The sequence below is a fragment of the Mesorhizobium sp. B2-6-4 genome (assembly GCF_006441495.1).
Lineage (GTDB): Bacteria > Pseudomonadota > Alphaproteobacteria > Rhizobiales > Rhizobiaceae > Mesorhizobium.
Map to the genome: position 1 here is coordinate 20,066 of NZ_VFUE01000026.1, position 12,513 is coordinate 32,578.

At 63.4% G+C, this 12,513-nt stretch carries 7 protein-coding genes; 3 read left to right on the forward strand and 4 right to left on the reverse strand.

Features of this window, described 5'->3' with window-relative positions; all coding sequences use genetic code 11:
* Positions 1 to 153: 153 nt before the first annotated feature.
* Entirely contained in the window at positions 154 to 1,863 is a 1,710-nt protein-coding gene (locus FJ426_RS27435; protein WP_140559326.1) for an APC family permease, read from the forward strand.
* Positions 1,864 to 1,940: 77 nt separating this feature from the next.
* On the opposite strand, the gene FJ426_RS27440 is transcribed toward FJ426_RS27435, so the two are convergent.
* The 4 genes from FJ426_RS27440 to FJ426_RS27455 all read right to left on the reverse strand — a co-directional run bounded on the left by FJ426_RS27440 (position 1,941) and on the right by FJ426_RS27455 (position 9,195).
* Positions 1,941 to 5,090 (reverse strand): efflux RND transporter permease subunit, encoded by a 3,150-nt coding sequence (locus FJ426_RS27440; RefSeq protein ID WP_140559325.1) that lies wholly within the window; start codon positions 5,088 to 5,090, stop codon positions 1,941 to 1,943.
* Positions 5,091 to 5,338: 248 nt separating this feature from the next.
* Positions 5,339 to 6,484 carry an efflux RND transporter periplasmic adaptor subunit gene (locus FJ426_RS27445; protein WP_140497845.1) on the reverse strand — a complete coding sequence of 382 codons (1,146 nt, stop codon included), beginning with the start codon at positions 6,482 to 6,484 and terminating at the stop codon, positions 5,339 to 5,341.
* 56 nt (positions 6,485 to 6,540) lie between these two features.
* Positions 6,541 to 7,149, reverse strand: coding sequence for a TetR family transcriptional regulator (locus FJ426_RS27450; RefSeq protein ID WP_140497843.1), 609 nt, complete (start codon positions 7,147 to 7,149; stop codon positions 6,541 to 6,543).
* A gap of 405 nt (positions 7,150 to 7,554) precedes the next feature.
* A complete protein-coding gene (locus FJ426_RS27455) occupies positions 7,555 to 9,195 on the reverse strand; it encodes an acyl-CoA synthetase (RefSeq protein WP_140559324.1) in 1,641 nt (546 codons plus the stop codon).
* A gap of 193 nt (positions 9,196 to 9,388) precedes the next feature.
* On the opposite strand from FJ426_RS27455, the gene FJ426_RS27460 reads away from it, so the two are divergent.
* Positions 9,389 to 10,354 carry a sugar-binding transcriptional regulator gene (locus FJ426_RS27460; RefSeq protein ID WP_140497839.1) on the forward strand — a complete coding sequence of 322 codons (966 nt, stop codon included), beginning with the start codon at positions 9,389 to 9,391 and terminating at the stop codon, positions 10,352 to 10,354.
* Positions 10,355 to 10,433: 79 nt separating this feature from the next.
* Complete coding sequence (locus tag FJ426_RS27465) at positions 10,434 to 12,488, forward strand: bifunctional aldolase/short-chain dehydrogenase (protein WP_140559477.1); 2,055 nt, start codon at positions 10,434 to 10,436, stop codon at positions 12,486 to 12,488.
* The last annotated feature ends 25 nt before the right edge of the window (positions 12,489 to 12,513 follow it).

The following is a 12,513-nucleotide window of genomic DNA, read 5'->3' on the forward strand; positions in this document are numbered from 1 at the left end:
CTTGACGTGAAAGCGCGCCGGATCAATCTTCACTCCTAAGAAAAAAATACGACTGAGTGGAAACACTGAAGTCGCGGCGATATTGGCCGGGAGCAAGCTTCGCACAGCCGAGGCGTCGCCGGCGGGGAACATCAAAAAGGGGAATTCACCGACATGAGCACCATAAGCACGGTCCTGGACCAGCCTGCCGAAAGCAAGCTGCTCAGGCATATCGACTGGCGCGGCGCCTTCTGGGTGGCGAGCGGCGTTCCAGCCCTCGTCCTGTTCTCGATCGGCGGCATTGCCGGCACGACCGGGACGCTCGCTTTCCTGATCTGGACGGTGTCCATGGTCATGGGCTTCCTGCAATCCTTCACCTATGCCGAGATCGCCGGCCTGTTCCCGAACAAATCGGGCGGCGCCTCGATCTACGGCGCCACCGCCTGGCTGCGTTACTCCAAGTTCATCGCGCCCTTGTCGGTGTGGTGCAACTGGTTCGCCTGGTCGCCGGTGCTCTCGCTCGGCTGCTCGATCGCCGCCGCCTATATCCTCAACGCGCTGGCGCCGGTGCCGATCTTTACCGACACGTCGCCCGAGGTCGCCGCCTATATCGCGGCACATGCCGGAACGAGCGCCGCCGACGCCATTACCGCGGTGACCGCGGCGGCGACCCCGGCGATCCGCACGTGGTCGGCGTTCAGCCACACGCTGGGTCCGGTGTCCTTCACCTTCAACGCCACCTTCTTCATCGGCGCCGTGCTGATGCTGATGATCTTCTCGATCCAGCATCGCGGTATCCTGGGCACCGCCAATGTGCAGAAATATATCGGCCTGCTGGTCATCGTCCCGATGCTGATCGTCGGCGTCGTGCCGATCTTCACCGGCCAGATCAACTGGGCCAATTTCTCGCCGCTGGTTCCCTTGGCCGCCGCCTATGCGCCAGAGCCCGGCGCCTGGAACATCGCCGGCTGGACGCTGGTGCTCGGCGGCATGTTCATCGCCGCCTGGTCGACCTACGGCTTCGAGACCGCCGTCTGCTACACCTCCGAGTTCAAGAACCCGGGCACCGATACCTTCAAGGCCATCTTCTATTCCGGCCTGCTCTGCATGCTGCTGTTCATCCTGGTGCCGTTCACCTTCCAGGGCGTGCTCGGCCTCAACGGCATGCTGGCGACGCCGATCGTCGACGGTTCGGGCGTGGCGGATGCTCTCGCCGGCATGGTCGGCGGCGGCGGGCTTATCCACAGCCTGCTGGTGATGCTGATGATCCTGGCGCTTGTGCTGTGCATCATGACGGCGATGGCCGGCTCCTCGCGCACGCTCTACCAGGGCTCCGTCGACGGCTGGCTGCCGCGCTACCTCAGTCACGTCAACGAGCATGGCGCGCCGACGCGGGCGATGTGGACCGACCTGTGCTTCAACCTGATCGTGCTGGCGATCGCCTCGGCCGATGCGACGAGCTTCTTCTTCATTCTCGCCGTATCCAATTGCGGCTACATCATCTTCAACTTCCTCAACCTCAATGCCGGCTGGATCCATCGCATCGACAACGGCCATATCGCGCGGCCATGGAAGGCCCCGACGTGGCTCTTGGGGATCGGGGCGGTCTTCGCCTATGTCAACGCGATCTTCATGGGCGCCGGCGCCAAGGTGTGGAACCCGATGGCGCTGTGGGCCGGGCTGATCACCGCGGCGCTGATCATCCCGGTGTTCTGCTTCCGCCATTACATCCAGGACGGCGGCAAGTTCCCCGACCACATGCTGGCCGACCTCGGCATGGGGGGAGCGGACCTCTCGGTGAAAAAGGCGGGCATGCTGCCCTATCTGACGCTGGTCGCCGGAGTGGCGGTAATGCTGATCGCCAACTGGTTTTTCGTCATCTGATTGCCTGACGGGCAAGCGGCCTTCGGCTCCGCAAGAACAGAAATCGGCCGGTCTCAAATGAGACCGGCCGATTTGGTTCATTCAGCCGCCAAAGCGAGTTGCGGCCTCTCGACGCCTTCGACGGTTTCCGGTTCGGGCGTCTGTTCGTCGGTCGGCACCTTCTTTCGCTCACGACCGAAGAACAGGGCGTAGCCAGCGGGCAGCACCAGGATGGTGAGCACGGTTGCAACCAGAATGCCGCCCATCATGGCGTAGGCGAGCGGCCCCCAGAACACGCCGCGCGAGATTGGGATCAGCGCCAGCACCGCGGTCATTGCCGTCAACACGATCGGCCGGAAACGGCGCACAGCCGAGCCGATGATCGCTTCGGAGCGTTCCATGCCTTTCGCGATGTCCTGGTCGATCTGGTCGACGAGGATGATGGAGTTTCGCATGATGATGCCGAGCAGCGCGATGACGCCGAGGATGGCGACGAAGCCGAACGGCGCGCCGCTGATCAAAAGGGCCGCGGCCGCACCGATGATGCCGAGCGGACCGGTGGCCAGCACCAGCATCGCCTTGCCGAAATGCTGCAGCTGGACCATCAGCAATATGACGATGACGGCCAGCATGATCGGCGCCTTGGCGGCGATGGAAGCCTGGCTTTCCGCCGAGTCCTCGGCACCGCCCTGGATCTCGATCTTGTAGCCCGGCGCAAGCCCGTCGCGCAGATCCTTCATGTCGTTGTACATTTTGGTGACGACATCGTTGGACTGCACGCCGTCGGGCAAGGTCGCCCGCACGCTGATGGTCGGCAAGCGGTCGCGCCGCCACTCGACGCCTTGCTCCAGCACCGGCACAACCTTGGCCACCTGCGACAGCGGCACGAAGCCACCGAAATCGGTCGGGATGTAGATGGAATCGACCGAGGACAGCAGGGCGCGGCTGGCATCCGGTTCGCGGGCGACGATGGACACCGTTTCTTCGCCGTCGCGGAAGTCGCCCAGCGGCGCGCCGGACATGGACGCCTGCAGCATCTGGCGAATGCGTTGCGAGGTGACGCCCAGCGCGCGGGCGCGGTCCTGGTCGATGACCAGCTTCATCGCCGGCACAGGTTCCAGCCAGTCGTCGTGGACGGCGCTGAGCAGCGGGTTGGCCTGGAATTTCGCCTTCACCTGGTCGGCAATGCGCCGCACTTCCTGGCGGTCCGGGCCCATGACGCGCATCTGCACCGGCCAGCCTGTCGGCGGGCCGAGGAACAAGCGGTCGACCTTGCCGCGGATGGAGGGGAAGTCCTGCGCCAGGATGGTGCGCAGCTTGACGATCAGCCGCTCGCGCGCCGGCTCGTCATTGGCCATCACAAGAAGCTGGGCGAAGTTAGGATTCCTGAGCTGCTGGTCCAGCGGCAGGAAGAAGCGCGGCGCGCCTTCGCCGATATAGGTGGCGATGAAGCGCTTGTCCTTGTCGTCCATCATCTTGGCTTCCAGCGCCTTGGCCTGCGTCTCGACTTCCTTGATGCTGGTGCCTTCCGGCAGCCAGAGATCGACGAGGATTTCCGGGCGCGACGATTGCGGGAAGAAGTTCTGTGGAATGAACTGGAAGGCCCACAGGCTGGTGGCGAAGGTCACCAGCGTCATCGTCAGCACGATGATGCGATGGCGCACGGCCCAGGTAACGGTCGAGCGAAGCCGGCGATAGAAGCTGGTGTCGAAGACGTCGTGGTGGGAGCCGGCATGCTTGCGCTGCTTGAGGATCATATATCCCAGCCATGGCGTGAAATAGACCGCCACGAACCAGGACACGACGAGCGCGATGCCGACGACGTAGAACAGCGTGCGGACATATTCGCCGGCGGTGGAGGCGGCGAAGCCGACCGGAATGAAGCCGGCGGTGGTGATCAGCGTGCCGGTCAGCATCGGGAAAGCGGTCGAGGAATAGGCGAAACCCGCCGCCTCGATCTTGACCAGCCCCTCCTCCAGCTTGCGTTCCATCATCTCGACGACGATCATGGCGTCGTCGACAAGCAGGCCGAGCGCGATGATCAAGGCGCCGAGAGAAATGCGCTGCAGGTCGATGCCGATCTCGTACATGATGGCGAAAGTGGCGGCCAGGACCAGCGGGATGGCGATCGCAATGACAAGTCCGGAGCGCCAGCCGATCGACAGGAACGAGACGACGAGCACGATCAGCAGCGCTTCGCCGAGCGCATGCATGAACTCGCTGACAGCGTCCCTGACGACCTCGGGTTGGTCCGATATCTGGTCGACGGAGACGCCATAGGGCAGCGCCTCCTCGAATCGCTTGTAGGTCGCCTCGACGTCCTTGCCGACATCGGTGACGTTGAAGCCCTTGGCCATGACGACACCGAGCTGGACGCTCTCGTGGCCATTGAACCGGTACTTGCGCTCGAAAGGATCCTCCAGCCCCGAGCTCACGGTGGCGATATCGCCAAGGCGCGTCACCTGGTTGCCGGCGCGCAAGCGCAGCTCGCGAATGTCAGCCGCCCTGGTGACGTCGCCCTCGACCGAAATGCGGACCGAGCGCAGGCCGGTGTCGACAGAGCCTGCCGGGTCGACATTGTTCTGTCCCTTGATCGCGTTCTGCAGGTCAGTCAGCGTCAGGCCGCGCTCGGCCAGCGCCTTGGACGAGACGTCGATATAGATCTTCTCGGGCTGGTCGCCGATGATGACCGCCTTTTCGACGCCGGGCGTCGTCAGCAGCATATCGCGGGCCTGGATGGCGAACTTCTTCAATTCGGGATAGCTGAAGCCATCGCCGCTGATCGAATGCAAGGTGATGAAGGTGTCGCCGAATTCATCGTTGAAATAGGGGCCGAGCAGGCCCTGCGGCAGATCGCCTGCTATGTCGCCGACCTTCTTGCGCACCTGATAGAAGGCGTCGTTGACCTGGGCAGCATTGGTGTCGCCCTTGATCTGAACCGTGATGATGGCGCTGCCGGCGCGCGTGTAGGAGCGCACGAAGTCGAGATGCGGCGTTTCCTGCAGCTTGCGTTCGATCTTGTTGACGACCTGGTCTTCCATCTCCTGGATCGAAGAACCCGGCCAGATCGCCTGCACGACCATGACGCGGAAGGTGAAATCGGGATCTTCCTTCTGGCCCATGCGCATCAGGCCGAGCGCACCGGCAAGGATGATCAGGCCGAACAGGAAACGTGCGATGCTCGGATGCCCGATCGCCCAACGCGAGAGGTTGAAAGGCCGCTTTTCAGTGTTGCTGTCGGTGGTCATGGCGCCAGTCCAGTCCAATTGATCTGCAGGGCAGGTTCATCATGCCGTTCATGCGTTCTTCGTCTGGCTTCCGGGCGGCGAAGCTCCCTCAAGCGGAGAGACTCGCATCGCGTGTGACGCGACAATGATGCGGGGGAGCCATCTTGCCGGCGTCTCGACGATCGGGCGCCTGCCGCCCGGAAACCATGGCCTGCCCGGCCTTGCGGCTCGCGCCGCCAAGACAGGGGGGCTTTCGTAGTGCCTGGCTGTCAGCGCAGGCTGCTGGTGGCAGCGTCGTCCGCCGCCGAGGCGGACTGCTGGAGACTATCGCCGGACAGCTTGACCTTCAGATTGTCGGTCATGAACTGGGTGCCAGCGGCAACCACGACGTCGCCCTGCTTGAGGCCGTCGGCAACCGCGACGCCATCGGCGGTGAAGTTCGCGATCTTGACCGGACGCGAATGCACGGTGTCGCTGCCGCGGTCCACGGCCCAGACGATCTTCTGGCCGTCCTTTTCAGCCAGGGCGCTGAGCGGGATCGAGACCAGCTGGGTCTTGCTGTCGATCGAGGCCTGCACGTTGGCGGTCATGCCGAGCAGCACGCGCGGATCGTTGGGAAGCGAGACGCGAACGGCGAAGGTACGCGACTGCGGGTCGGCGCTGCCGGCCACTTCTCGGACCTTGCCGGCAAGCGTCAGCGCATCGTCCGCCCAGAAGCTTGCCTTGACCTCCTTGCCCGGCCTGAAGCCGGCAATATCCATTTCCGGTACCGCGATCAGCACTTCCTTCTCGCCATCGACGGCAACCGTCATCACGGGCGTGCCGGCACCGACCACCTGGCCGACATCGGCACTGACCGCGGTGACGATGCCGTTCTCGCTCGCCTTGAGGTCGGTATAGTGGACCTGGTTCTGAGCCTGGGCGAGGGTCGAGCGGGCGGCATCGCGCGTCGCGACCGCCTGGTTGTAGGCCAGCGTCGCCTGCTCGAGCTGCGATTTCGGCGCGAAATTCTTGGCATAAAGCTGCTCGGCGCGCTTCCTGGCGAGATCCACCGTCTCGACCTGGCGCTCGGCGGCGTCAAGGCTCGCCGCGGCGCTTTTGACCGAAAGCTCGTAATCGGAGGGATCGATGCGGGCGAGGACGTCGCCCGAGGTGACATGCTGGCCGATGTCGACGAGCCTCTCGGTGACCTTGCCGGCAACGCGGAAGCCGAGATTCATCTCGGTGCGAGCACGCACCGAGCCGGAGTAATCGAGCTGGCGGGTGGTCTGCGCCGCGCCGATCTCGACGACCTTGACGGGGCGGATGATATCCCTGACCTCCGCCTTCTCCTGGGAACAACCGGCCAGGCCGAGTGCCGCGACGATCAGGCCGGCAACGGGCAGCCAGCGGATAATGGAATTGGACGAAGACACCTTAGCACTCCCAAACTGGAGATTGATTGTCATTGCCGGCGCCCGGCGGGCGGCGGCTATTTCTTCAAGGCCTTGATCGCATAGTCGATGAGGTCGTCGGGCATTGCCCGGTTGGTCTTGGCAAGACACTGGGCCACCATCTGCGGGTGGCACAAAATGACCGTGGCGGCGCCGAAGCAGCGCGACGCAATCACCGGATCCTGTTCCCTGAATTCGCCGGCCGCGATGCCCTCGCGGATCACCTCGGCAAAAAGATCGTGGATACTGTCGACATGCTTGTCGATGACGCCCCAATCGCGCTCGAGAGCGACGATGACCATCTCATGGACCTTCTGGTCGTCGAGCATGACCTCCATCGTCATCTTGTACTGCGCGTGCACGTAGCGCCGCAGCCGTTCCTCGGCGCTGATCGGCAAATGCATGATCTCGTAGGCCATCCTGTAGCTGGCCCCGAGCATCCGGCCACAGACCGCCTGGTGGATTTCGACCTTGGACGCAAAGAAGCGATAGATGTTGGCTGGCGACATGCCGAGTTCGCGGGCAATGTCGGCGACATTGGTCTTGCCGTAGCCATAGTGCCGGAACAGGCGCTCGGCGCAATCGAGAATGCGCGTTACATTCTCCTGGCGAGCGGCATCGGCGACGAGGTTGGCGGTTTCGGACATAGCCTCTTTCGATTTACTAGTGATGAATTTTGATTTTCGTCACTCGTAAATCGAAAGGAACGCGATGTCAACGCGGATTCGGCGTACGCGTACAAAATGGTGACAGATGGTGACAGTGAGGGGGGTGGCTCGCCTCGCACTTCGTCATCCCAGGGTGGAGCAGTCGCGAAGCGACGTCGCGGAAATCCTAGGATCCATGCCGTGGCCTTGCGGCCGTGCTCCGGCAGTCGAGGATGGCTGCTGTAGGCTACAGTAACTTCCTGATCCACCTCATTTTTTGACTGACATCAGGGCATGGATCCTAGGGTCTGCGCCGCGTCGCTTGGTCCTTGCTTCCCCCTGGGATGACGAAGTCACAAGGCCCGCCGCAAATTGTCGAGGTCATGGCAAGAGCGGCCATGCGGCCTACGCCTCCTTCGCCATCTCCCTTAGCCGGAATTTCTGGATCTTCCCCGTCGAGGTCTTGGGGATCTCGGCGAACACCACCGCTTTCGGCAGCTTGAAGCGGGCAAGCAGCGCGCGGCAATGCTCGATGATCTCTGCCTCGGTCGCCGTCTTGCCAGGCTTCAGCTCGACATAGGCGACCGGCACCTCGCCCCATTTCTCGTCCGCCCGCGCCACCACGCCGCAAGACGCAACGGACGGGTGCTTGTAGAGCGCGTCCTCGACCTCGATCGAGGAAATGTTCTCGCCGCCCGAAATGATGATGTCCTTGGAGCGGTCCTTGAGCTGGATATATCCATCCGCATGCATGACGCCGAGATCGCCGGAGTGGAACCAGCCGCCGGCGAACGCCTCGTCGGTGGCCTTGCGGTTCCTGAGATAGCCTTTCATGACGATGTTGCCGCGAAACATGACCTCGCCGATGGTCTGGCCGTCGGCGGGCGTCTGCGTCATCGTTTCGGGATCCATCACCGTGAGGCCTTCGAGCGCGGCGTAGCGGACGCCTTGCCTGGCCTTCCTCGTGGCCCTCTGCCCCTTCTCCAGATGATCCCACTCATTGTGCCATTCGTTCACCACCGCCGGGCCGTAGGTCTCGGTCAGACCATAGAGATGCGTGACGGCGAAGCCGGCATCGGCCATGCCGGTGAGCACCGCTTCCGGCGGCGGCGCGGCGGCCGTGTTGAAGGTGACGGCTTGCGGGAACTGGCGCTTGTCCTCATCCCTGGCGTTGATCAGCACCGACATGACGATCGGCGCGCCGCACAGATGGGTGACGCCATGGTCGGCGATGGCGTCGTAGATCTGCTTCGGCCGAACCCAGCGCAGACAGATATGGGTGCCGGCCTGGACGGCCAAGGTCCACGGAAAGCACCAGCCATTGCAGTGGAACATCGGCAGTGTCCACAGATAGACCGCGTGCTTGGCCATGCCGGCATGGACGGTGTTGGCGTAGGCCATCAGCGCAGCACCCCGATGATGATAGACGACGCCTTTCGGGTTGCCTGTCGTGCCCGAGGTGTAGTTGAGCGAAATGGCGTCCCACTCGTCGTCTGGCATCGACCAGGCGAAATTCTCCTCGCCCTCGGCAACGAAGGCCTCGTAATCAAGAGTGCCGATGCGACCACCCTTCGGATAGGGAGCGTCCGCGGCGTAGTCGGGATCGTCATAGTCGATGACCAGGGGCTTCACCTTGGCCAGATCGAGCGCTTGCCGAACCACTCCGGAGAATTCGCGATCGACAATAAGCACCCTGGTCCCGGCATGGTCGAGCTGGAAAGCGATCACGGCGGCGTCGAGGCGAGTGTTGAGCGAATGCAACACCGCCTTGGTCATTGGCACGCCGAAATGTGCCTCCAGCATCGGCGGCGTGTTCGACAGCATCACCGTCACCGTGTCGCCCTTGCCTATGCCGCGCCTGGAGAGCGCCGAGGCGAGCTGCAGCGAACGCCGCCAGAAATCGCGATACGTCACGCGCTGCCGGCCATGGATGATGGCGACATGATCGGGATAGGTCTTGGCTGCCCGCTCCAGATAGGTGAGCGGCGTCAGCGGCTGGTGGTTGGCAGCGTTCCTGTCGAGATCCTGTTCGTAAGGGTTGCCCATCGTGTCCTCCCCGTATGTCCCTTTGCCGACATGTTCTAACCACAGGCTGGGGCCGCGTCACCAGCAACGATGCCACGACAAAGCGCGTCTGGCGCAATGATGATCTAGATTTGGCGCGCGTAAAGGCATCGCGTACCTCCGCGCGGTTTGACTTTTGTCGAGAGCCGTGACTAATGTCAGCCGAGGAGAAGGCATGGCAATCCGACCGGCAGAACAACTTATCCACAAGGCCGCCTGGCTCTATTATGCGCATGGCCTGCGCCAGGACCAGGTGGCGAGCCAGCTTAACATTTCCCGCGCCTCGGTTGCCATGTATCTGCGCAAGGCGCGAGAGACCGGCATCGTCAACATCTCGACCTCGACCCAGCTTTTCACCGACGACGTCATGGCGCGTAAGCTCGAGGATGCACTCGGTCTCGACGCGGTCTGGATCGCGCCGGAAAACGGCCATATCGCCGATCCCGCCACCGACATCGCGGTGCTGGCGGCGAGCGTCTTTCTCGAACTGGTGAAAAAAGGCGACCGCATCGGCGTCGCCTGGGGACGCACCGTCTACATGATCGCCGACATCATGTCCTACGCCGATCTCCAGGATGTCACCGTGGTGCAGCTCTGCGGCAATCTCGGCGCGCCCTATTCCTATCGTCCCGACCAGTGCACGATGGAGATCGCCCGGCGGCTCAACGCCAAGGGCATCAATTTCTACGCGCCGCTCGTGCTGACCACCGAAGAGCTGGCGCGCGGCCTGCGGGCCGAGCCTGTAATCCGCGAACAGCTGTCGAGCATCCACGAATGCGATCTGGCGCTGTATTCGGTCGGCGCCGTCGATGCCGACAGCCATCTGGTCAAATGCGGCGCGCTGACATCAGACGAAATGGCCGACCTGCGCAAGGCGGGCGCGGCCGGCGTCATTGCCGGGCAGATCATCGATGCCGAGGGCAAGGTGCTCGACTGCGGCTACAACCGGCGGGTGATCTCGGCGGAGCTTTCCTCGCTGCGCGCCATTCAGAAGCGGCTGATGGTGGTGCAGGAGAACAGCAAGTTCGAACCCCTGCTCGCTGCGATCGCCGGCGGCCTTTGCACGCATCTGGTGGTCGGCGCCGATATGGCGCAGCGGCTTCTGGATCATGCCGGAGCGCCAGGCAAAAAGGTATCCTAGAGACCATTCCTGCCGCGCCCGTCATCAAGGCGTCGTGGCATTCCTGTTTCACCACTATGACAGCAACTGGACGAAGCTAATGAAGAACCTGTGGAATGACGGCGACGCGGAGAAGATGGTTGCCGACTATGCAAAGAAAGGCGTCGGACGCGATCTCGCGCTGCGCGTCTACACGACGCGCCTGCTGGGCGGCGAACCGCGACTGGTGCTGCATGGCGGCGGCAACACTTCCTGCAAGACCAAGGCGACCGACCTCGTCGGCGACGAATGGGACGTGCTGTGCGTCAAGGGCAGCGGCTGGGACATGGCCGTCATCGAGCCGCAGGGCTTGCCGGCGGTGAAGATGGGCGCGCTCATCAAGGCGCGCGCGCTGAACAAGCTCTCCGACGAGGACATGGTCGCGCTGCAGCGGGCGAACCTCATCGATCCGTCCTCGCCCAATCCTTCGGTCGAGACTTTGCTGCATGCCTTCCTGCCGCACAAATTCGTCGACCACACGCACTCGACCGCCATCCTGGCGATCGTCGACCAGGAGGACAGCAAGCCGCTGGTGAAGACGGTGTTCGGGGCCAAGATGGGTTACGTGCCCTACATCATGCCGGGCTTCGACCTCGCCAAGGCGGCGGCCGATGTTTTCGACGCCGACCCTGATGTGGAAGGACTGATCCTCGACAAGCACGGCATCTTCACCTTCGGCGACGACGCCAAGCAGGCCTACGACCGGATGATCCATTATGTGAATGTCGCCGAGGAGTATGTTGCCAGCCACGCCAAGCCGAGGGCGGCAAAGGCCGCGCTTCCGGCGAAGCTCGCGACGCCGGCTTCCATCGCTCCTATGTTGCGCGGCGCCGTGGCGGTGGCACGCGGCGAAGGCCGCTTCGACCGCATGATCAGCGATTTCCGCACCTCGGATGCGATCGTCGATTTCATCAATTCGGCCGAGATCGCCGACTACGCCGCGCGCGGCGTGTCGACGCCGGACCTGTCGATCCGCATCAAGACCGGGCCGATGGCGGTGCCGGCGCCAGATGCGGACAAGGCCGGCGACTACAAGGCCGTCATCAAGAACCATGTCGACGCCTTCGCCAAGGAATACCGCGCCTATTTCGAGACCAATGACGCGCTCGACGACGTCAAACGCACCATGCTCGACCCGATGCCGCGGCTGACGCTGGTGCCGGGGCTCGGCATGTTCGGCCATGGCCGCACGCTGAAGGATGCCAGGATCGCTTCCGATGTCGGCGAAATGTGGATCGAGGCCGTGCGTGGCGCCGAGGCGGTCGGCCGTTTTCATCCGCTTTCCAAGGCCGACCTGTTCCCGCTCGAATACTGGTCGCTGGAACAGGCCAAACTCGCCTCCAACAAGCCGAAGCCGCTGACCGGCCAGGTCGTGCTGATCACTGGCGGTGCCGGTGCGATCGGTGCGGCGACCGCCAAGCTGTTTGCGGATAATGGCGCGCATGCGGTGGTCGTCGATCTCGATGGCGAAAAAGCCGCTGAAACCGCCAAGAAGGCCGGCAACAATTCGATCGGGGTCGCCGCCGATATCACCGATCCGGACCAAGTGCGTGCAGCCTTCGACAAGGCGGTCGCCGTGTATGGCGGCGTCGACATAGTGGTGTCCAATGCCGGTGCCGCCTGGGAAGGCCGGATCGGCGAACTTGACGACGCGCTGCTGCGCAAGAGCTTCGAGCTCAATTTCTTCGCCCACCAGTCGGTGGCGCAGAACGCGGTGCGCATCATGCTCGAACAGGGTACCGGCGGCGCTCTCCTGTTCAACACCTCTAAGCAGGCGGTCAATCCGGGTCCGAAATTCGGCGCCTACGGCGTGCCGAAGGCGGCGACGCTGTTCCTGTCCAGGCAATATGCACTGGATTACGGCGCGCATGGCATCCGTTCCAACGCCGTCAATGCCGACCGCATCCGCTCCGGGCTGTTGACCGACGCCATGATCGCCAGCCGATCGGGCGCACGCGGCGTGTCGGAAAAAGAGTACATGTCCGGCAATCTGCTCGGCCAGGAGGTGACGGCGCAGGACGTGGCGCAGGCTTTCCTGCACCACGCGCTGGCCGACCGCACAACCGCCGACGTAACGACGGTCGACGGCGGCAATATCGCGGCGGCGCTGCGGTAGCACGGTCACGCACAGCGCAGACGGC